The 20,623-nt window shown below is 71.2% G+C and carries 25 protein-coding genes; 19 read left to right on the forward strand and 6 right to left on the reverse strand.

What is annotated here, in order from left to right:
- Positions 1-2 precede the first annotated feature (2 nt).
- Positions 3-365 (reverse strand): SSI family serine proteinase inhibitor, encoded by a 363-nt coding sequence (locus OG570_RS24300; protein ID WP_326959498.1) that lies wholly within the window; start codon positions 363-365, stop codon positions 3-5.
- A gap of 28 nt (positions 366-393) precedes the next feature.
- Positions 394-2,031 (reverse strand): PucR family transcriptional regulator, encoded by a 1,638-nt coding sequence (locus OG570_RS24305; RefSeq protein ID WP_326959500.1) that lies wholly within the window; start codon positions 2,029-2,031, stop codon positions 394-396.
- Positions 2,032-2,176: 145 nt separating this feature from the next.
- On the opposite strand from OG570_RS24305, the gene OG570_RS24310 reads away from it, so the two are divergent.
- Both OG570_RS24310 and OG570_RS24315 read left to right on the forward strand, forming a co-directional pair.
- On the forward strand, positions 2,177-3,667 hold the full coding sequence (locus OG570_RS24310) for a CoA-acylating methylmalonate-semialdehyde dehydrogenase (protein WP_326959502.1): 1,491 nt from the start codon (positions 2,177-2,179) through the stop codon (positions 3,665-3,667).
- Between the two features lie 75 nt (positions 3,668-3,742).
- Positions 3,743-4,597: an aldo/keto reductase gene (locus OG570_RS24315; RefSeq protein WP_326943281.1), complete on the forward strand. Its 855-nt coding sequence runs from the start codon at positions 3,743-3,745 to the stop codon at positions 4,595-4,597.
- Between the two features lie 108 nt (positions 4,598-4,705).
- Here OG570_RS24315 and OG570_RS24320 read toward each other — a convergent pair whose 3' ends face one another.
- Genes OG570_RS24320 through OG570_RS24335 form a run of 4 tightly spaced genes read right to left on the reverse strand, consistent with a single transcriptional unit; the run spans position 4,706 to position 7,153 of the window.
- The gene (locus OG570_RS24320; RefSeq protein WP_326959504.1) at positions 4,706-5,200 is read right to left on the reverse strand and encodes a hypothetical protein; all 495 of its coding nucleotides are present in this window, start codon (positions 5,198-5,200) and stop codon (positions 4,706-4,708) included.
- Entirely contained in the window at positions 5,197-6,402 is a 1,206-nt protein-coding gene (locus tag OG570_RS24325) for a hypothetical protein (protein ID WP_326959506.1), read from the reverse strand. The genes OG570_RS24320 and OG570_RS24325 overlap by 4 nt, the downstream gene beginning before the upstream one ends.
- Complete coding sequence (locus tag OG570_RS24330; RefSeq protein ID WP_326959508.1) at positions 6,399-6,710, reverse strand: type VII secretion target; 312 nt, start codon at positions 6,708-6,710, stop codon at positions 6,399-6,401. The genes OG570_RS24325 and OG570_RS24330 overlap by 4 nt, the downstream gene beginning before the upstream one ends.
- 8 nt (positions 6,711-6,718) lie before the next feature.
- Entirely contained in the window at positions 6,719-7,153 is a 435-nt protein-coding gene (locus tag OG570_RS24335) for a YbaB/EbfC family nucleoid-associated protein (RefSeq protein WP_326959510.1), read from the reverse strand.
- Positions 7,154-7,364: 211 nt separating this feature from the next.
- On the opposite strand from OG570_RS24335, the gene hrcA reads away from it, so the two are divergent.
- The 17 genes from hrcA (at position 7,365) to OG570_RS24420 (ending at position 20,610) form a co-directional block, all read left to right on the forward strand.
- Positions 7,365-8,387 carry a heat-inducible transcriptional repressor HrcA gene (gene hrcA / locus OG570_RS24340; RefSeq protein ID WP_247064483.1) on the forward strand — a complete coding sequence of 341 codons (1,023 nt, stop codon included), beginning with the start codon at positions 7,365-7,367 and terminating at the stop codon, positions 8,385-8,387.
- A gap of 31 nt (positions 8,388-8,418) precedes the next feature.
- Positions 8,419-9,591, forward strand: coding sequence for a molecular chaperone DnaJ (gene dnaJ, locus OG570_RS24345; RefSeq protein WP_247055076.1), 1,173 nt, complete (start codon positions 8,419-8,421; stop codon positions 9,589-9,591).
- A gap of 8 nt (positions 9,592-9,599) precedes the next feature.
- Positions 9,600-10,352 (forward strand): 16S rRNA (uracil(1498)-N(3))-methyltransferase, encoded by a 753-nt coding sequence (locus tag OG570_RS24350; protein ID WP_326959512.1) that lies wholly within the window; start codon positions 9,600-9,602, stop codon positions 10,350-10,352.
- A 467-nt stretch (positions 10,353-10,819) separates the two neighbouring features.
- Complete coding sequence (locus tag OG570_RS24355) at positions 10,820-11,179, forward strand: histidine triad nucleotide-binding protein (protein ID WP_326959514.1); 360 nt, start codon at positions 10,820-10,822, stop codon at positions 11,177-11,179.
- A gap of 90 nt (positions 11,180-11,269) precedes the next feature.
- Positions 11,270-12,346: a PhoH family protein gene (locus tag OG570_RS24360; protein ID WP_247055070.1), complete on the forward strand. Its 1,077-nt coding sequence runs from the start codon at positions 11,270-11,272 to the stop codon at positions 12,344-12,346.
- On the forward strand, positions 12,343-12,921 hold the full coding sequence (gene ybeY / locus OG570_RS24365) for an rRNA maturation RNase YbeY (RefSeq protein WP_326959515.1): 579 nt from the start codon (positions 12,343-12,345) through the stop codon (positions 12,919-12,921). Before OG570_RS24360 ends, ybeY begins: the two co-directional genes overlap by 4 nt.
- A 9-nt stretch (positions 12,922-12,930) precedes the next feature.
- Positions 12,931-14,277, forward strand: coding sequence for a hemolysin family protein (locus tag OG570_RS24370; protein WP_326943273.1), 1,347 nt, complete (start codon positions 12,931-12,933; stop codon positions 14,275-14,277).
- Positions 14,270-14,608 (forward strand): cytidine deaminase, encoded by a 339-nt coding sequence (locus tag OG570_RS24375; protein WP_247055064.1) that lies wholly within the window; start codon positions 14,270-14,272, stop codon positions 14,606-14,608. Before OG570_RS24370 ends, OG570_RS24375 begins: the two co-directional genes overlap by 8 nt.
- Complete coding sequence (gene era, locus OG570_RS24380) at positions 14,605-15,501, forward strand: GTPase Era (RefSeq protein ID WP_326943272.1); 897 nt, start codon at positions 14,605-14,607, stop codon at positions 15,499-15,501. The genes OG570_RS24375 and era overlap by 4 nt, the downstream gene beginning before the upstream one ends.
- 1 nt (position 15,502) lies before the next feature.
- Complete coding sequence (locus tag OG570_RS24385; RefSeq protein ID WP_247055060.1) at positions 15,503-15,805, forward strand: CD225/dispanin family protein; 303 nt, start codon at positions 15,503-15,505, stop codon at positions 15,803-15,805.
- Positions 15,806-15,833: 28 nt separating this feature from the next.
- Positions 15,834-16,157: a CD225/dispanin family protein gene (locus tag OG570_RS24390; RefSeq protein WP_247055059.1), complete on the forward strand. Its 324-nt coding sequence runs from the start codon at positions 15,834-15,836 to the stop codon at positions 16,155-16,157.
- The gene (locus OG570_RS24395) at positions 16,154-16,603 is read left to right on the forward strand and encodes a DUF2752 domain-containing protein (RefSeq protein WP_326959517.1); all 450 of its coding nucleotides are present in this window, start codon (positions 16,154-16,156) and stop codon (positions 16,601-16,603) included. Before OG570_RS24390 ends, OG570_RS24395 begins: the two co-directional genes overlap by 4 nt.
- Before the next feature lie 185 nt (positions 16,604-16,788).
- Positions 16,789-17,886 (forward strand): RDD family protein, encoded by a 1,098-nt coding sequence (locus OG570_RS24400; protein ID WP_326943270.1) that lies wholly within the window; start codon positions 16,789-16,791, stop codon positions 17,884-17,886.
- Positions 17,887-17,958: 72 nt separating this feature from the next.
- Positions 17,959-18,420 carry a CD225/dispanin family protein gene (locus tag OG570_RS24405; RefSeq protein ID WP_247055052.1) on the forward strand — a complete coding sequence of 154 codons (462 nt, stop codon included), beginning with the start codon at positions 17,959-17,961 and terminating at the stop codon, positions 18,418-18,420.
- Positions 18,421-18,469: 49 nt separating this feature from the next.
- The gene (recO, locus tag OG570_RS24410; protein ID WP_326959519.1) at positions 18,470-19,276 is read left to right on the forward strand and encodes a DNA repair protein RecO; all 807 of its coding nucleotides are present in this window, start codon (positions 18,470-18,472) and stop codon (positions 19,274-19,276) included.
- Between the two features lie 60 nt (positions 19,277-19,336).
- On the forward strand, positions 19,337-20,188 hold the full coding sequence (locus tag OG570_RS24415) for an isoprenyl transferase (protein WP_247055050.1): 852 nt from the start codon (positions 19,337-19,339) through the stop codon (positions 20,186-20,188).
- Positions 20,185-20,610, forward strand: coding sequence for a YbjN domain-containing protein (locus tag OG570_RS24420; protein ID WP_247055048.1), 426 nt, complete (start codon positions 20,185-20,187; stop codon positions 20,608-20,610). Before OG570_RS24415 ends, OG570_RS24420 begins: the two co-directional genes overlap by 4 nt.
- Positions 20,611-20,623: the final 13 nt, after the last annotated feature.

Genomic DNA, 20,623 nt, shown 5'->3' on the forward strand with positions numbered 1-20,623 from the left:
GCTCAGAAGGCGAACACGTCGTCGGAGTCGCGGACGGCCTCGCAGCGGTTGGCGTAGGTCGTGCGGAACGACACCGGCTTGCCGCGCCAGGTGCCGACCACCGTGATGTCGACCGGGGCGTAGATCAGCGTGCACGCCTGGTGCCGGCCGCGGATGCGGGCGAAGTCGCCGTTCACGCCTTCGAGGACGTCGCACGCCTTCCCGCGCTTCGGGTGCGTGCCGCCGGTCGGGTCGCAGGTCAGCACGACCGAGCCGATCCGGTCGGCGGTGTCGTGGCTGGTCAGCTGCAACGTCGACGCCGGCGGCTGCGCGGGCGCGAGGCAGCTCAGGCTCATCAGGCAGGCAGCGAACGGGAAGAGGGCCATATCGGTCTCATCGGCAGGCCGAAGGTGATCACTGTGCTGCACGTCCGGGTGAGTCTTCTTCGCTCGGCCGGGTGAGGTCCACCGCCAGCAGCGCGACGTAGAGCGAGAGCATCGACTCCGGCTCCTCCAGCCGGACGCCGAGGACCTGCTCGATCCGGGCGAGCTGCTGGTAGTACGCCGTCCGCGAGGTGTGCGCGGCCGCGGCCGCCGCGGACTTGTTGCCGCCCTGCTCGCAGTAGTGCCGCAGCGCCTGCACGAGCCGGCTGCCGGACGCGGCGTCGCGGTGCAGCAACGGTCCCAGCTCACGGGTCGCGAACGCCGTCACCCGCTCGTCCCCGGCGAGCAGGTGCAGCAGGCCGCGCAGCCGGACGTCCGACAGCCGGTGCAGCACCCGCTCCTCACCCGCGCCCAGGGCGGCGGCCGCGACCTGCCCGGCTTCCAGCAGCGTCCGGCTCGCTTCGGCGGGCGAGAGCACCGTGGTGCCGACCGCGAGCACCCCCGGCGCGCTGCTGCGCGCCTCGTGGACGTCGGTGGCGAGCCGCTGCAACACGGCGTCGGCGTTCGCCTCCGGGGACAGCGCGATCAGCGCCCGCACCCCGATGTCGTCGGTCGCCACCAGCGCCGACACCTTCGCGCGGCGCGCGGCCAGCGCCGTCGCCTCGGCCAGCTCGCGCAGCACCGGCGGCGTCGACAACGCCGGCCGGCCGGTGCCGGTGAACCGCGGCCGCACCGCGAGCCCGACCAGCTGCCGCCCGGCCAGCGGCACGGCCAGCGCGGACGCCCGGGCCAGCAGCTCCGCCGACGGCGCGGGCGAGGCCAGCAGCTCGGCGAGCACCGCGCGGTGGGCCTGGCGCTCCAGTCCGTCGGAGTCCTTGGCGACCAGCCGGTGCACGGCGAGCGCGGACGCGGCGCGTTCGGCGACCACGCGGTGGCGGTGCGGCGGCTGGTCGGCGCACACGACGATCAGCCGCGCCCAGTCGTGGCCGCGCGCGCCGACGATCGTGACCAGCCAGCCCGCGTTCGCGTGGTAGCCGGTGCGCTCGCCGACCTGGACCACCCGGGACCGCGCGGGCCAGCCGGTGAGCAGCTCGGCCGGGTCGGTGCCGGCCGCGTCGTAGGCCAGCACCTCGTGCGAGAGCGTCTCCAGCACCACCGGCTGCTCGGTGAGCCGCGCGACCTCGCCCAGCACGACGCCGGGTTCGGCGCCCGCGACGGTCAGCGCGGTGAACGTCTCGTGCACCCGCTCGGCGGCGCGCAGCTCGGCGACCTGGGCGTCGACGATCTGGCCGTTGACGGCTTCGGTGACGCTCACGAACCGCGTCTCACGCGACAGCGTGACCAGCGGGAACCCGTGCGCGTCGGCGGCCTCGACCAGGGCCGCGGGCAGCTTGTCGCTCCAGTGCCGGACCAGCTCGATCACCACGCCGGCGGCGCCGACGCCGGCCAGGTCGGCGACGTAGCGGGCCAGCGACGGGCCGTCGTCGGGCAGCGCGACGCCGGTCGTCAGCACCAGCTCGCCGCCGCGCAGCAGGTGCGCGATGTCGGCGACCTCGGCGACGTGCGCCCAGCGCACGGGCGCGTCCAGCCCGGCGGCGCCCGCGACGACGTGCGGCCGGCCCTGACGCAGCACCGGCAGCGCGAGCACGTCGGCCACGGTCGGGTACACGGCACCTCGCTGGTGATGGTTGCGATGATCGGCAGGGGACAGACTGTACGGCCGGGGCGGCGAGTCCGTACACGTTGCCGATGGCGTCCGCGTGGCGCCCGCCCGGACACTCGCAGGGACGTCCCCGAGCGAAGGAGTGCCCGTCGTGACCGACCGCATCAGCCACTGGATCGACGGCAAGCCGTTCACCGGGACCCCGGCCCGCACCGGCGACGTCTTCGACCCCGCGACCGGCCAGGTCCGCGCGCAGGTCGACTTCGCCGGGCAGGCCGAGGTCGACCAGGCCGTGGCGGCGGCGACCGCGGCGCTGCCGGGCTGGCGCGGGACGTCGCTGGCCGGCCGGACGCGGGTGCTGTTCGCCTTCCGCGAGCTGCTCTCGGCGCGCAAGCACGAGCTGGCGAAGATCGTCACGAGCGAGCACGGCAAGGTCGAGTCCGACGCGGCCGGCGAGATCGCCCGCGCGATCGAGAACGTCGAGTACGCCTGCGGGGCCGCGCAGCTGCTCAAGGGCGGCTTCAGCGAGAACGCCTCCACCGGCGTCGACGTCTACTCGATCGCCCAGCCGCTCGGCGTCGTCGGCGTGATCTCGCCGTTCAACTTCCCGGCCATGGTGCCGCTGTGGTTCGTGCCGAACGCGCTCGCCTGCGGCAACACCGTCGTGCTCAAGCCCAGTGAGAAGGACCCTTCGGCGGCGGTGTTCCTCGCCGAGCTGTTCGCCGAGGCCGGGCTGCCCGCGGGCGTGCTCAACGTGCTGCACGGCGACAAGGTCGCGGTCGACGGCCTGCTGGAACACCGCGACGTCAAGGCGATCTCGTTCGTCGGGTCGACGCCGATCGCGCGGTACGTCTACGAGACCGGCACCCGCCACGGCAAGCGCGTCCAGGCCCTCGGCGGGGCGAAGAACCACATGATCGTGCTGCCGGACGCCGACCTCGACCTGGCCGCCGACGCCGCGGTGTCCGCCGGGTTCGGCTCGGCGGGGGAGCGCTGCATGGCCGTGTCGGTCGTGGTGGCCGTCGACCCGGTCGGCGACGAGCTGGTCGCGAAGATCGCCGAGCGGATCGGGAACCTGAAGGTCGGTGACGGGCGTGACCCGGAGTCCGAGATGGGCCCGCTGGTCACCCGCGCCCACCACGAGCGCGTCGAGTCCTATGTGGACGCCGGGGTCGGGGCGGGCGCGGCGCTGGTCGTCGACGGCCGCGGCGTCGAGGTGCCCGGCGACGGCTTCTGGCTCGGCCCGACGCTGTTCGACCACGTGCGCCCGGAGATGTCGATCTACACCGACGAGATCTTCGGCCCGGTGCTGTCGGTGGCGCGCGCGGCGTCCTACGACGAGGCCCTGGACCTGGTCAACGCCAACCCGTACGGCAACGGCACGGCCATCTTCACCGGCGACGGCGCGGCCGCGCGGCGGTTCCAGAACGAGGTCGAGGTCGGCATGGTCGGCGTCAACGTGCCGATCCCGGTGCCCGTCGGCTACTACTCCTTCGGCGGCTGGAAGGACTCGCTGTTCGGCGACAGCCACGCGTACGGGCCGGAGGGCTTCCACTTCTTCACGCGCACCAAGGTCGTCACCTCGCGCTGGCCCGACCGGTCGCACGCCGGGGTGAACCTCGGGTTCCCGCGCAATTCCTGACGTGATCCGGGATTGTCCGGGGGGCTCCACGGGTTGAGACCCGGTGGAGCACCCCGGACGACGATGGGACGAAAGATGAGTGCGAAGAACTCAGGCACCTTCACGATCGGTGGCGACCTGCCGGTGACCCGGCTGGGGTACGGCACGATGCAGCTCACCGGGCCTGGCGTCTGGGGTGACCCGAAGGACCCGGAGGAGGCCGTGCGCGTGCTGCGGCGCGCCGTCGAGCTGGGTGTCACGCTGATCGACACCGCCGACGTCTACGGCCCGTTCGTCGCCGACCTGCTGCTGAAGAAGGCCCTGCACCCGTACGCCGACGACCTGGTCATCGCGACCAAGGCCGGCTTCACCCGGCAGGGCCCGAACGAGTGGATCCCGGTCGGCCGGCCCGAGTACCTGCGCCAGCAGGTCGAGCTGAGCCTGCGCCACCTCGGCCTGGAGCGGATCGACCTGCTGCAGCTGCACCGGATCGACCCGAAGGTGCCGGTCGCCGAGCAGATCGGGGAGCTGAAGAAGCTGCAGGACGAGGGCAAGATCCGGCACATCGGCCTGTCCGAGGTCGGCGTCGCGGACCTGCAGGAGGCGCAGAAGACCGCGGAGATCGTGTCCGTGCAGAACATGTTCAACCTGGTCAAGCGCGACGCCGAGCCGCTGCTGGAGCACGCCACCGAGCACGGCATCGCGTTCATCCCGTGGTTCCCGCTGGCCACCGGCGCCCTCGCCGGCCCGGACAGCCCGCTGAGCACCCTGGCCAAGGAGCACGACGCCTCGCCGTCGCAGCTCGCGCTGGCCTGGCTGCTCAAGCGCTCGCCGGTGGTGCTGCCGATCCCGGGCACGTCCTCGGTCGCGCACGTCGAGGACAACATCGCGGCGGCGGACATCGAGCTGACCGACGCCGAGTTCGACGCCCTGTCCGAGGCGGCCGCCTAGCGCTCGGCTCCGGTCGTGAGTGTTCAGGGCGGTTAGAACCGCCCTGAACACTCACGACCAGCCGCGGCAGACCGCACGCCGGAACCGGTCGGCGGTTCCGGCGCCGCGTCAGGCGGGGAGCACGTTGATCAGCAGCTTGCTGCGCGGCGTGATCAGCACGGTGTTGACCCGGTCCGGCCGGATCCGCCCGCGGAGCTCGCGCTCCAGCGGGTAGGTCCGGCCGCCGGCGCGCAGGCTGAACGTCTCGACGCTCTTGAACCCGGCCGGGCTGTGGTGCAGGCCGATCGGGTACTCGTCGGTGAGGCGCGCGGTGTCGAAGTCGTGCGTCCAGCCGGTGACCGCGAGCAGCCGCCCGCCGAGGGCGTCGGCCAGCCGCCGCCAGCTGATGTAGGCGAACCAGGCGGTCAGCGCCAGGATCGGGACGACGGTGCCCAGCACCTCGCCCGCGGTGTCGGCCACCGTCGCGACGAGCACCGCGACCACCACCCCGGCGACCGCCACCACCGCGGCGGCCCAGAAGTTGAGGTCGAGCAGCTTCCCGCGCTGGGCGGGGTGGAGCTGCCCGTTGCGGTTGGCCAGCTCCACCTCGGCCTGCTCGATCACTCGCCCTCGCCCTCGGGGTGTTCCTTCTCGTAGGCCTCCGTGGCCTCGTGGTTCCGGTCGATCTGCTCGTTCTCCTGGCGGCGGCCCTCGGTCACGACGCCGACGGTGTCGGCCGTGCTCCAGTGCACCTTCTCGTTCGGGTCGAGCAGCTTGTGCTGGTTCAGCACGCTGCGGCCCTCCTCGGAGTACTTCTCGCCGGGACCTTCGAGCTTCTCGCGGCCGGGCACGTGCTCCTTGGCGGCGTCGCTCCACCCCTTGGCCGTCTCCTCGGCGGTCTTCGCCTCCTTGCCGGCCTGCTTCAGGTCGTTGGCCTTGCGCTCGATGCCCGCGGCCGTGTCGACGCTCTTGTCCACCAGCTTGTCGACGCCCTTGCCGACCTTCTTCAGCGCGTTCGCCGCGCCTTCGAGGGCCGCCTTCGACTTGCCGGCGCCCTTGGCGAGGCTCTCCAGCTTCTCGACGACCTTCGTGATGCGCGTGCTGATCTTCTCCGCGAGCACCCCGCCCTCGACGACGGAGTCGGCGATGAACGCCGCGATCGTGCCGCCGAAGGTGCACCACGACGCCGCGAGCGCGGCCAGCGCCTTGACGATCAGCTCGCCGACGAACGACGAGATCAGGTCGCGGATCAGCCCGCGCTCGGTGCCGACCAGCGCGGCGCCGACGTTCATCGCCGTCGACGCGCTGTCGGCGTGCGAAGCCGCTCCGCGCAGGACGCCGACGTAGCTCTCCGCCGTCCGCTGGTAGGCCTCCGCGGAGCCGCAGTCGCTGAACGACTGCCCGACCTTCGCCGCCTTCTGCTCGTACTGCTCGGCCGTCTCGGTGAGCTGCTTGGAGATGTTCGACCAGGTCACGGCCTTGGCGGTGACGGCTTCGGGCTTGCCGGCGAGCTTGTCGAGGCCGTCCTTGAGGAAGCTGATGTGCTCGATCAGCCAGCCGACACCCGCGCTGGCCAGCGTGCCGAGCGGGTCCATCGCCGCGCCGAGCAGGTCGAGGGCGTCGGTGCCGACGTCCATGGCGAGGTTGCCCCAGTCGCCGTTGCGCGCGTCGGTCAGCGTCGAGGCGGCGTCGCTGAAGATGCCGGCGCCGCCGGTCTGGGCGTTCACGTTGTCCAGCTCGCCCTTCGAGCCGTCACCCATCCCGCTCCAGAAGCCGCCGGCCGACTCGCTCGTCGCGACGAGGGGGTTCTCCTGCGTCTCGGTCATGCCGGCAGCTCCTTGCCGATGCCTTCGATGAGGCTCTTCGTGTGCTGCTCGTGCTCGCTGAACGCCGTGTGCGCGGTCTTCACCCGGTCCGCGACGTCGTGCCCGGCGTCGACGGCGGCCTGGAGGAGGCCCTCGGCCTGGTCGACCCACCCCTGGATCGGGACGGCGAAGACCTGCCCGACGATGCCGAACGCGTCGAAGTCGAGCGCCTGGGCGGTGCCCGCGGCGTCGAGCGCCTGCTGCACCCGGCCGGCGATCTCGCGGATCTCGTCCTCGTGGCCGCCGAGGACGTCGAAGTCGACCTTCATGGCCGTCATCACAGCCCCCGGCGCAGGATCGGGCCGCCGAAGTCCTCTTCGTCACCCGGCCGCGGCGGCGGTTTCCGGGGGAAATCCCGAGGTGATTCCTCTGCGGGCAATTCGGGCTCCGGAATCTGTTCCCGGAGGAATTTCATCGCGTCGCTGTCGGCGCCGATCACCGGCGCCATCACGCTCGTCAGCTGCTGGGCCGCCTGCACCTGGGCGCGCTTCGCGGTGGCCACGACGGCCGCGGCGAGGCGGGCGCGCGGCAGCTCGTCGGCGCGCGGCCCGAAGGTGAGTTCCTGCAGCGCACCGCTGGTGTTGACGGTCACCGTGACGGCGCCGTCGGCGCTCGTGGCCGTCGCCGAGATGTGCTGGAGCCGGACCTTGGCCTCCGCGGCGCGCCGGGCGATTTCGGGCATACCGGCCGAAGCGGGTTCAGTGGTGTTCACGGCGACCTCGAAAGTCGGGGGAGGGCATGCGGATCAGAGGCAGCAAACCCCGTTTCGGTTCCGCCGACAACCCGGAAAATCTTTCCGAGAACAACGCATGGGAATTCATTTATCCGTTCTTTACCCGGGGCGAGACGGGCGGTGTTGAGCGCGACCGGCTCAGGCTTCCGTAAACTCGGCATGAGCAGCGAGCGAAGTGGGTGAGGAACGGGTGGCCAACGCGGACGAACGCCGCTTCGACGTGCTGCGCGCGATCGTCGCCGACTACGTCTCCAACCAGGAGCCGGTCGGCTCGAAGACGATCGTCGAACGGCACAACCTGGGCGTGTCCAGCGCGACCGTGCGCAACGACATGGCCACCCTCGAAGAAGAGGGCTACATCACCCAGCCGCACACCAGCGCCGGGCGGATCCCGACCGACAAGGGCTACCGGCTCTTCGTCGACCGGCTGTCCGAGATCAAGCCGCTGAGCGCGGCCGAGCGCCGCGCGATCACGACGTTCCTCGACAGCGGCACGGACCTCGACGACGTCCTACGCCGCTCGGTCCGGCTGCTCGCGCAGCTGACCCGGCAGGTCGCCGTCGTCCAGTACCCGATGCTGACCAACGCCGCGGTGCGCCACCTCGAAGTGGTGCCGCTGACCCCGGCCCGGCTCATGCTGGTGCTGATCACCGACTCCGGCCGCGTCGACCAGCGGACCGTCGACCTCGGCGACGTCATCACCGAGGACGGCGTCGCGCGGTTGCGCACGGTGCTCAACGCCGCGATGGCCGGCCGGCGGCTCAACGAGGCCGCCGCGCGCGTCGCCGAGCTGCCCGACAAGTCGCCCGGCGAGCTGCGCGACGCGCTCATCCGCGTGTGCACGGTGCTGGTCGAGTCACTGGCCGAACACCCCGAAGAACGCCTGGTCCTGGGCGGTACGGCGAACCTCACCCGCAACGTCGCGGACTTCCCCGGCTCGCTGCGCCAGGTCCTCGAAGCGCTCGAGGAGCAGGTCGTCGTCCTCAAGCTCCTCGCCGCCACCCGCAACCCCGGTGCGATCACGGTGCGCATCGGTGAGGAAAATGAGGACGAGCAGATGCGCAGCACCTCGGTCGTCTCGATCGGATACGGCCAGGACATGGTGCTCGGCGGCATGGGGGTGGTCGGCCCGACCCGGATGGACTACCCCGGCACGATCGCCGCGGTGCGCGCGGTCGCCAACTACGTGGGTCAGATCCTGTCCGGCCGCTGAGCCGGGCAGAGCAGAAGGAGAAGCAGAGACGGTGGCGAGGGACTACTACGGCATCCTCGGGGTGGCGAAGAACGCGAGCGACCAGGACATCAAGCGCGCGTACCGGAAGCTGGCCCGAGAGCTGCACCCCGACGTCAACCCGTCGGAGGACGCGCAGCACAAGTTCGGCGAGGTGACGACCGCCTACGAGGTGCTGTCCGACCCGCAGAAGCGCAAGATCGTCGATCTCGGCGGCGACCCGATGGACGGCGGCGGCCGCGGCGGCGCGGGGGGCGGCGACCCGTTCGCCGGCTTCGGCGGCCTCGGCGACATCATGGACGCCTTCTTCGGCGCGGCCGGTGGCGGCGGAGGCGGTCGCGGGCGTGGCCCGCGCAGCCGCGTCCAGCCCGGTTCGGACGCCTTGATCCGGCTCGGCCTCAGCCTCGAGGACTGCGCGACCGGCGTGGACAAGGAGATCGCGGTCGACACGGCGATCGTCTGCGACCTCTGCCGCGGCGCGGGCACCACCGAGGGCACCGGCGTCAAGACCTGCGACACCTGCGGCGGCGCCGGCGAGGTCCAGTCCGTCCAGCGGTCCTTCCTCGGCCAGGTCGTCACGGCCCGCCCCTGCCCGGTCTGCCGCGGCTTCGGCGAGGTCATCTCCGACCCCTGCCGCCAGTGCGGCGGCGACGGCCGCATCCGCGCCCGCCGCAACGTCACCGCGAAGATTCCGCCGGGCGTCGGCGACGGCATGCGCATCCGGCTGTCCGGCCAGGGCGAGGTCGGCCCCGGCGGCGGCCCGGCAGGCGACCTGTACGTCGAGATCGACGAGACCCCGCACGAGGTCTTCGTCCGCCAGGGCCACGACCTGCACTGCAACTTCCGCATCCCGATGACCACGGCCGCGCTCGGCGCCACGGTGCCCATAGCGACCCTCGTCGACGGCGACTACGAGCTCGACGTCGAACCGGGCACCCAGCCCAACGCCGAGCTGGTCCTCACCGGCAAGGGCATGCCCCGGCTGCGGTCCTCGGGCCGCGTCGACGGCCGCGGCGACCTCCACGTCCACATCGACGTCGTCGTCCCGACCAAGCTCGACGAGGCCCAGCGCGAGCTGCTCATGGACCTCGCCACGCAGCGCGGTGAGGAAGTCCCGACCCTGGCGTCCAACGGCAACAAGCACGGCGGCCTGTTCTCCAAGCTGCGCGCCAAGAACCACCGCTGAGCTGCGCTGTGCCTGACACCACCCTGCCGGTCTTCCTCGCCGCTTCGGTGCCCGCGTCCGGGCGCACCGTGCTCGACGGCGAGGAAGCCCGGCACGCGGCGACCGTCCGCCGGCTGCGCGTGGGGGAGCGGCTGATCCTCTCCGACGGCGCCGGCGGCCTGGCCCGCTGCGTCGTCGACGCCGTGCAACCCGGCCGCGACGCGCAGCTGACCCTCACGATCGAAGAACGCTGGACCGAGGAACCACCCGCACTGCGCGTCGTGGTGGCACAGGCCCTCGCCAAGGGTGACCGCGGCGAACTCGCCGTCGAACTCGCCACCGAGGCCGGCGCCGACGCCATCGTCCCCTGGCGCGCCGCCCGCAGCGTCGCCAAGTGGGACGACGGCGGCCGCGGCGACAAGGCCCTCGCCCGCTGGCGCACCACCGCCCGCGCCGCCGCGAAGCAGGCCCGCCGCGCGCACGTCCCCGACGTCACCGAACCCGTCGGCACCCGCGAGCTCGCCGGCCTCGCCACGACGATGTCCCTGGTCATCGTCCTCGAGTCCGACGTCCCCGACCGCCTCACCGACCTGACGCTGCCCGACACCGGCGACATCCTCCTCGTCGTCGGCCCCGAGGGCGGCATCACCGACGACGAACTCCACACCCTCCGGGAAGCCGGCGCCTGGGCCGTCCGCCTCGGCACCACCGTCCTGCGCACCTCCACCGCCGCGGCCGTCGCCCTCGGCGCGCTGGGCGCCCTCACCACCCGGTGGCAGTGAAAAGATCACCCCCGAAAAAAAGGCTGGATTTTGCGCCCAGTTATGGCGCGATCACGCTCCGACCCGTTACTCTCGTTTACTAACGCGCCACACAGTGTTTCGGCGCGCTACTGGGAAAACACAGACCCCGCCGGGCACCTCCCCCCTCGGTCCGGCGGAGCCGCGGACGCGGTAGATCGACCCCCAGGATCTACCGCGCCGCGGCGTTTCCTCTCGCTTCGCTCGTTCCAACGCCGCTTCTGCGTTCGCGATGCCCTCTGGGGGTCAAACCCCCAGACCCCCAGCCGGGGCAAGCCCCGGACCCCCGCGGCTTTTGTGTTTCTCTCGTTCAAAAGGCGCGTTCCTTGCTCGGGCCTTCGGCCCTCGCCTCGTGTGGTCGGGTTGCTTGCTCGCTCGCTTCACTCGCATCGGCTCGTGTGGTCGGCTTGTGTGGGCGGCTTCCGGGGTTGGTCGCTAGGGTTCTTCCTATGAGTGAGGACGAGACGCTCTTCGAGCGGATCATTGCTGGTGAGATCCCTGCCGATGTTGTCTATGAGGACGAGACGACCTTTGCGTTCCGGGATATTCGGCCCCAGGCTCGGGTTCATGTGCTTGTGGTGCCCAAGAAGCGGTATCGGAACCTTGGGGAGCTTGCCGCTGCTGATCCGTCTCTCTTGGGTGAGGTGGTTGCTACTGCTCGTAAGGTTGCTGAGCTCGAGGGCATCCTCGGGAGTGGGTATCGGGTGGTTTTCAACACTGACTCGGATGCTGGGCAGACTGTGTTCCACGTGCATGCTCATGTGCTTGGTGGGGAGCCCTTGGGGTTCTTCGGGGCTCATGCGGGCTGATTAGCGGAAACCCGTCTGCGTTCTGTCGGTGGGTGCCAGTAGCATCGAGGGGTCAGTAGTCCCTCACCGAGAAAGCAGGGCCGAGGCCACGTGGCCGGAACCGCACCGGGTGGAGCCGCCCGACCCGACGTCCCCGGAGACGTCCCCAAGACCGACGACAGCGCTGCCACCCAGGCGGCCCAGTCCCGGTTCCCGATCCCCGACGCCGCCGCCCTCAGCCTGCTCGGCTCCCGCGACGAGAACCTGCGTGTCGCCGAGGAGCTCCTCGCCGCCGACGTGCACGTGCGCGGCAACGAGGTCACCCTGACCGGCACCCCCGCCGACGTCGCCTTCGCCGAACGCGTCTTCGCCGAACTCGTCACCCTCGCCACCGGCGGGCAGCAGGTCGGGCCGGACACCGTCCGCCGCACGATCGGGATGCTGAGCACCGGGGACGCGTCCCCGGCCGAGGTGCTCAGCCTCAACATCGTCTCCCGCCGCGGCAAGACCATCCGGCCCAAGACGCTCAACCAGAAGCGCTACGTCGACGCCATCGACAAGCACACCGTCGTCTTCGGCATCGGCCCGGCAGGCACCGGCAAGACCTACCTCGCCATGGCGAAGGCCGTCCAGGCCCTCCAGGCGAAGCACGTCACCCGCATCGTGCTCACCCGCCCGGCCGTCGAAGCCGGCGAGCGCCTCGGTTACCTGCCCGGCACCCTCAACGAGAAGATCGACCCCTACCTGCGGCCGCTCTACGACGCGCTGCACGACATGGTCGAGCCCGAGTCGATCCCGCGGCTCATGCAGGCGGGCACCATCGAGATCGCGCCGCTCGCCTACATGCGCGGCCGGACGTTGAACGACGCCTTCATCATCCTCGACGAGGCGCAGAACACCACGCCCGAGCAGATGAAGATGTTCCTCACCCGGCTCGGCCAGGGCTCGAAGATCGTCGTCACCGGTGACATCACCCAGGTCGACCTGCCCAACGGGCAGCGCAGCGGCCTCCGCGTCGTGCGCGACATCCTCGGCGGCGTCGAAGGCCTGCACTTCGCCGAACTGACCAGCCAGGACGTCGTCCGGCACAAGCTCGTCGGCGACATCGTCGACGCCTACGAGAAGTGGCAAGCCGTGCAGGACGCCCAGGACCAGCAGAGCAACGGCTGGAAGGGCACCCGGCGTTGAGCATCGAAATCGCCAACGAGTCCGGCGTCGACGTCGACGAGACGTCCATCGTCTCCGCGGCCCGCTACGCCCTCGACAAGATGGAGGTCAGCCCGCTCGCCGAGCTGTCCATCCTCCTGGTCACCCTCGAAGTCATGGAAGACCTCCACGAACGCTGGATGGACCTGCCCGGCCCCACCGACGTCATGGCCTTCCCGATGGACGAGCTCGACTCCTCCCGCCGCCCCGACGCGCCCGACGCGTCGCCGGCGCTGCTCGGGGACATCGTGCTCTGCCCGGCGTTCGCGAAGGACCAGGCCAAGACCGCGGGCCACCGCCTGATCGACGAGCTGCACCTGCTCACCGTGCACGGCTGCCTCCACCTCCTCGGCTACGACCACGCCGAACCCGCGGAGGAACGCGAGATGTTCGCCCTCCAGAAGCGCATCCTCGGCGAGTACCAGGACGCCGTCGCCGCCTTGGAGAAACGCAACGCCCAGCGCAACACCGACGACCGCGTCCTCGGCATCGCCGGACTCGACGCGGACGCCGAGCCGGCCGTGGACGCCGGGCCAGCCGCCGGGGAAACGTCCTAGGCGCCAGCCATGGTCCAGCTCCTCTTCGCGATCGCGCTCGTGCTCCTCGCGGGCGTGTTCGCGGCGGCCGACGCCGCCGTCAGCACCGTCTCGCAAGCCCGGGCCGACGGCCTCGCCCGGATGGGCGTGCCCGGCGCCGGGCACCTCGCCGCGGTCATCGCCGAGCGGCGCCGGCACATCAACCTGCTGCTCCTGCTGCGCCTCGGCTGCGAGCTCACGGCCACCGTGCTGGTCACCGTCTTCGTCGGCACGCGGCTGCGGCCGCTCGGCCTCGCCGTGCTGGTCACGGCGGTCGTCATGATCGTCGTGAGCTACGTCCTCATCGGCGTCGGCCCGCGCACCCTCGGCCGCCAGCACCCGTACCGCATCGGCCGCTACGTCGCCGGGCCCGTCCGCGTCCTCGGCTCGGTCCTCGGCCCGCTGTCCCGGCTGCTGATCCTCGTCGGCAACGCCATCACCCCCGGCCAGGGCTTCCGGGAAGGCCCGTTCAGCTCCGAGGTCGAGCTGCGCGAGCTCGTCGACCTCGCCCAGGAACGCGGCGTCGTCGAGGACTCCGAGCGCGAGATGATCCACTCGGTGTTCGAGCTCGGCGACACCGTCGCCCGCGAGGTCATGGTGCCGCGCACCGAGATCGTCTGGATCGAGCGCACCAAGACCATCCGCCAGGCCCTCGCACTGGCCCTGCGCACCGGCTTCACCCGGCTCCCGGTGATCGACGAGTCCGTCGACGACATCGTCGGCGTCGTCAACATCAAGGACCTCATGGCCGGGTACATGGACCCGGACGGCCCGAGCACCGTCGTCGACACGCTGATGAACGAGGCCGGCTTCGTCCCCGACTCCAAGCGGCTCGACGAGCTGCTCAAGGAGATGCAGCGCTCGCACAACCACATGGCCATCGCGGTCGACGAGTACGGCGGCACCGCGGGCCTGCTCACCATCGAGGACGTCCTCGAGGAGATCGTCGGCGAGATCACCGACGAGTCCGACGCCGACGAGCGCCCCGAGGTCGAAGAGCTCGACGACGGCGCGGTCCGCGTCTCGTCCCGGATGGGCATCGACGACCTCGGCGAGCTGTTCGGCATCGACCTCGAAGACCACGACGTGGAGACCGTGGGCGGGCTGCTCGCGGAACGACTGGGTAGGGTCCCGCTACCGGGGGCCGAAGCCGAGGTCGCCGGCCTCCGGCTGTTCGCCGAAGGCGGCAAGGATCGACGCGGCCGCATGCGCATCACCTCGGTGGTGGTGCACCCGGCCGACGCCGACGCGATGACCGACCCGGCCGACCGGACCACCCGGCGCCGCACGCGCCTGCCCCACCCCGACGAACGCGACAGGAGCGTCGAACATGCCTGACCTCGAGGCGGAGGACCAGAAGCTGGTCACCCTCGCCCGGTCCTCGCGCGCCCGGATCCAGGCCTCGGAAGGCGCGGCCGTCCGCGACACCGACGGCCGCACGTACACCGCGGGCACGGTCGACCAGCCGTCCTTCAAGCTCACCGCGCTGCAGGCCGCCGTGGCCGCCGCGCTCTCCAGCGGCGCCGAAGGCATCGAAGCCGCCGCCGTCGTCACCGGGGAGGGCCTGCTCAAAGAGGCGTCCCGGCACGCGATCCGCGACATCGCCAAGTACGCGCCGATCATCCTGGCCGACCCGGCAGGCGACGTCATCGAGGTGCTGAAGCGATGACCGAACACCGTTCCGGCTTCGCCTGCTTCGTCGGCCGGCCCAACGCGGGCAAGTCGACGCTGACCAACGCGCTCGTGGGCACCAAGGTCGCGATCACGTCGAGCAAGCCGCAGACCACCCGCCACGCGATCCGCGGCATCGTGCACCGCGAGGACGCCCAGCTAGTCCTCATCGACACCCCCGGCCTGCACCGCCCGCGCACGCTGCTCGGCCAGCGGCTCAACGACATCGTGCACACGACGTGGTCCGAAGTGGACGTCGTCGGCCTGTGCGTGCCGGCCAACGAGAAGATCGGGCCCGGCGACAAGTTCATCGCCGCCGAGCTGGAGAAGATCGCCAAGCGCACGCCGGTCATCGGCATCGTCACCAAGACCGACCTGGTCCAGCCGCAGCAGGTCGCCGAGCAGCTGCTGGCGCTGCAGAACGTGATGGACTTCGCCGAGCTGATCCCGGTGTCCGCTGTGGACGGCTTTCAGGTCGGCGCGCTCGCGGATCTGCTCGTCACGAGGCTTCCCGAGGGCCCGCAGCTCTACCCGGGCGGCGAGCTCACCGACGAGCCCGAGCAGACGCTGGTCGCCGAGCTCATCCGCGAGTCGGCGCTGGAAGGCGTCCGCGACGAGCTGCCGCACTCGATCGCCGTCACCGTCGAGGAGATGTTGCCCCGCGAAGGCCGCGACGACCTCATCGACGTGCACGCGTTCCTCTACGTGGAGCGGCCCAGCCAGAAGGGCATCATCCTCGGGCACAAGGGCGAGCGGCTGCGCGAGGTCGGCGCCACCGCCCGCAAGAACATCGAGGCGCTGCTCGGCTCGAAGGTCTACCTCGACCTGCACGTCAAGGTGGCCAAAGAGTGGCAGCGCGACCCCCGCCAGCTGCGCCGGCTCGGGTTCTGACGTGACCGAGCGCCCGCGCCCGCCCGCCGACTACAACCCTGGGCCCCCGCCGTCGAGCAACCTGGCCTGGGGCATCGTCGCCGCGATCCTCTGCCTGCCCTTCGGCATCGTCTCGATCTTCCAGGCGGCCAAGGTGGAGCGGCTCTGGGCCCAGGGCGAGCCGGACGCCGCCCGGGGCGCGGCCGGCGCCGCCCGGCGCTGGGCGATCATCGGCGGTGTCGTCGGGGTGGTGTTCTGGGTGGCCCTGGTCGTCGGTGGTGTGCTGCTGCTGGGAACGCTGCTCGACGACGCCGCGTCCCACTGACGACCGTCGGCAGCAGGAGGCGATACCGGTGACCCAGCCGTACCCGCAGCAACCCCCGTACGGCTGGCAGCCGAACTACGGGCCGCCCCCGGAGAACAACCTGGTCTGGGCGATCCTGTCGACGGTGATGTGCTGCCTGCCGTTGGGTATCGTCGCCATCGTGAAGGCGAACCAGGTCAACACCCTGTGGTTCCAGGGCTACCACGTCGAGGCGCGCCGGGCCGCCGACGAAGCCCGCAAGTGGGCGATGTGGTCGGCGATCGCCTTCGGTGCCCTGATCGGCCTCTACCTGCTGTTCGTCTTCGTGATGTTCGCGATCGCCGGCGTCTCGTTCTGGGGGCTGGCGTCGTGACGACCGTCTACACGGGATTCCCGGCCCAGGGGGCCAAGGCCCGGCTGCGTGCCTTGAGCGCGCCGATGGCCGTGGTGGGCGGGCTCGGCGCGTGCTGCGTGGCCGTCTGGCTCGGCGACCCCACCACCCCCGGCGGCTGGCTCCCGGTCTGCCCCACCAAGGCACTGCTCGGCATCGACTGCCCGGGCTGCGGCGGCATGCGGATGGCCTACAGCCTGATGCACGGCGACCTCCCCGCGGCCTTGCACTACAACGCCGTCTCGCTCGTCTTCGTGCTGCTCTTCGTCTGGAGCACCGTCGCCTGGGCGGTCGGGCGGCTGCGGGGCCGGTGGGTGAACAGCTGGCTGCACTGGCGCTGGACGCCACTCGCCGTCGGCGTCGTGTTCGTCGCCTGGTTCGCCATCCGCAACCTCCCGTTCGCGCCGTTCACCGGTTTGCGCGTCTGAATGACAACGGAGCGGAACCGGCGCGCCGTGTAACGCGTCGGACCTCCACGACGTTCACTCGGACAGCGGACGCCTGACACACGCGGGCGAACGCGAACCGAGTACGCTCCCGCGGACCGTGCCGTACATTCGGGCCGGTTCCGCATGAGGTGTGCGGTGGAGTGACCAGCGAGGGGGAGACCCACATGACCGATCCCTACGGTCAGCAGCCGTTCGGGCAACAGCCCGGCGGCCAGCAGCCGTTCGGACAGCCGCAGCCGGGACAGGCGCCGCCGCCCTACGGGCAGCAGGCGCCGTACGGTCAGCAGGCCCCGTTCGGGCAGCCCGCGCCGTTCGGCCAGCAGGGTGCTCCGTTCGGCCCGCCCCAGAACTACGCGCCCTGGGGGCTGCGTGCCGGCGCTCTGCTGATCGACATCGCCCCGTTGATCGTCATCGACCTGCTGGGGTTGATCGTGACGATCGCCGGCAGCTACACCCTCGGCTCCATGCTGTACCTGCTCGGCGCGCTCGCCGGCATCGGCTGGTCGGTCTACAACCGGTGGATGCAGCAGGGCACCACCGGCCAGTCGCTCGGCAAGCGGATCACGAAGATCAAGCTCGTCGGCGAGTCCACCGGGCAGCCGATCGGCGCCGGCATGGCGTTCCTGCGCGACCTCGCGCACTTCGTCGACGGCATCATCTGCTACGTCGGTTACCTGTGGCCGCTGTGGGACGACAAGAGCCAGACCCTCTCCGACAAGATCATCGGCACCGTCGTCATCAACGCCGACGACGCCGCGCCGCACGGCCAGCCCGGTGCGCAGCAGTTCGGCGGCGGTTACCCGCCGGCGGGGCAGCAGCCCGGCCAGTTCGGCCAGCCGCAGTCCGGTGGCTTCGGCCAGCCGCCGTCGGGTGGTTTCCCGCAGCAGCCGCAATCCGGCGGGTTCGACCAGCCGCAGTCCGGTGGTTTCCCGCAGCAGCCCGCCCAGGGTGGTGGCTTCGGCCAGCCGCCGCAGGCCGGCGGTTTCCCGCAGCAGCCCCAGTCCGGTGGCTTCGGCCAGCAGCAGGGCCAGCCGCTCGCGCCGCCCCCGGGCCAGGGTGCCTTCGACGAAGGCGCCGAGCGCACCCAGATGCTGCGTCCCGATTCGGGCGGCAGCGGCGCTTCGCCGTTCGACGAAGGTGCGGAGCGCACCCAGATGCTGCGTCCCGAGGCCCAGGGTGAGGCCGAGGCGACCCAGAAGATCCAGCCGGGCCAGTTCGGGCAGCAGCCGCCGCAGCAGCCCGGCCAGCCGCCGCAGCAGTAGCCGCGGCACCTGACTTCCGCACCACCGCCGGGATTGCCGGCGGAAGTTCACGAGTAATTGGGGTAGACGTTCATGACCAATCCCTACGGCCAGCAGCAGCCGCCTTACGGCCAGCAGCCGCAGTCCGGCGGTTTCCCGCAGCAGCCGGGTTACGGCCCGCCGTCCGGGGGCATGCCCGCTCCGTACGGCCAGCCCGCGCCATACGGCCAGCCGCCCTCCGGCGGTTTCGGCGCCCCGGGTTACGGCATGCCCGGTGGTGGCGACATCAACCAGATCAAGGACTACAAGGGCTGGGCGATCGGCTGCATCTTCCTCTGCTGGATCCTCGCGATCTTCGCGATCATGAAGTCCAACGAGGTCCAGACGTACAAGATGCAGGGCAACTACATGATGGCGGAGCAGGCGTCGAAGACGACCAAGACGCTCTGCCTCATCGCCTCCATCATCGGCGGTCTCGGTTGCGCGTTCGCGATCATCTGGATCATCGTCGCGGCCACCGCGGTGAGCACGTACTGCAGCGGCTACTACTGCTGAACCCGGGTCGGTCCACCCCGGCGTCGTCCGATAGTGGGACGATGTCGGGGTGGTGAACCTCTACCGCGACACCGGGGTGGTGTTGCGCACGCACAAGCTGGGTGAGGCCGACCGGATCATCACCCTGCTGACCCGGCGGCACGGCAAGGTCCGCGCCGTGGCGAAGGGCGTGCGGCGCACCTCGTCCCGCTTCGGGGCCCGGCTGGAGCCGTTCGGCCACGTGGACGTGCAGTTCTACACCGGCCGCACGCTCGACGTCATCACCCAGGTCGAGACCGTGGACGCGTTCGCGCTGCCGCTGGTCGCCGACTACCAGCGCTACACCGCGGCCAGCGCGATCGCCGAAACCGCGGACCGGCTCTCGGCCGAAGAGGGCGAGCCGGTGCTCAAGCTCTACCTCCTCGTCTGCGGCGCGCTGCGCTCGCTCGCCGCGGGGGAGCGCGACGCCTCCCTGGTGCTCGACGCGTTCTTCCTCCGCGCGATGTCCTACGCCGGCTGGGCGCCCGCGCTCACCGAGTGCGCCCGCTGCGGCCTGCCCGGTCCGCACGTCGCGTTCAGCGTCGCCGCCGGTGGCTCGATGTGCCAGGACTGCCGCGTGCCCGGTTCGGTGCACCCCGCGCCCGAGGTCCTGGACCTGCTCACCGCCCTGCTGCACGGCGAATGGCCGATGGCCGAGTCGACCCTGCCCGGCACCCGCCGTGACGCGAGTGGCCTGGTCGCGGCCCACCTGCAGTGGCACCTGGAGCGTCAGCTCCGGTCCCTTCCCCTGGTCGAGCGACGCGCGCGGGAGACCACGGTGACATCCGGGGCTTCGCCCCGGGCCGAGGGCTCCGCCACCCGGACCCCCGCAGGATAGGGAGTGCGCGGGCAGTAGGGTCGGGCCTGAATCGATTTCACCCATCCAGGGAGGCTCGCCGTGCTGCGCAGGGGACGCGAGAACAAGGCGTCGCGATCGGAGCTGCGGGTCCCGGAGCCGCACCCGACCGGTGCGGTGCCGCCGGAGATCCCGCGTGAGCTGGTCCCGAAGCACGTCGCGCTGGTCATGGACGGCAACGGCCGCTGGGCCAACCAGCGTGGCCTGCCGCGGATCGAAGGCCACAAGCGCGGCGAAGCGGTGATGATCGACGTCGCCGCCGGCGCGGTCGAAATCGGCGTCAAGTGGCTCTCGGTGTACGCGTTCTCCACGGAGAACTGGAAGCGCAGCCCTGAAGAGGTGCGGTTCCTGATGGGCTTCAACCGCGACACCATCCGCCGTCAGGTCGACTACCTCGGCTCGATCGGCGTCCGCATCCGCTGGGCCGGGCGCCGGCCCAAGCTGTGGGCGTCGGTGATCAAGGAACTGCAGGCGGCCGAAGAGAAGACCAAGCACAACACCGCGCTGAACATGACGATGTGCGTCAACTACGGCGGCCGCGCCGAGCTGGGCGACGCCATGCAGCGGATCGCGCGGGACGTCGCCGACGGCAAGCTGAGCCCGGACAAGGTCACCGAGAAGACCATCGGCAAGTACCTGTACCAGCCGGACATGCCCGACGTGGACCTGTTCCTGCGGCCCTCGGGCGAGCAGCGGACGTCGAACTTCCTCCTGTGGCAGTCGGCCTACGCCGAGATGGTCTACCAGGACACGCTCTTCCCGGACTTCGACCGGACCCACCTGTGGCGGGCCTGCCTGGAGTTCGCCAAGCGGGACCGCCGGTTCGGCGCTGCCGTCGACCAGGCTGCTGCCGATCAGGCGGCCGTCGATCAGGCTTCGGAGGCCACGTCGTGAGCTCGACCGAGGCGGCCGAGACCGCGGAACTGCTGACCAGCGCCAAGGGCGCCCTCGAGCGCTACCTCGAGGTGCACGTCGACGACGACGGCGCGCTGACGTTCTCCCACGGCGACGTCCCGTGCGTCATCCAGGCGACCCGCCTCGGCGAGGGCCTCACCGTGCTGACCCTGACCTGCGTGGTCGGCTGGGACCTGGCGGACGCCCCCGAGCTGTCGATCGCGGTCGCCGAGCGGGCCGGCCAGGGGCTGTTCGGCACCCTCGGCGTCGGGCACTCCGACAACGGCGTCGACGTCACGCTGCGGTACGCGTTCCCGGCCGTGGGCCTGGACGCCGCGGCGCTGGGGACGCTGCTGATGCTCGTGGTGTCGACGGCGTCGCAGCTGCGCACCGAACTGCCGGGGATCCTGCCCGCGCAGTAGTGATTTCGCCGCG

The sequence above is a fragment of the Amycolatopsis sp. NBC_01286 genome (assembly GCF_035982555.1).
Lineage (GTDB): Bacteria > Actinomycetota > Actinomycetes > Mycobacteriales > Pseudonocardiaceae > Amycolatopsis.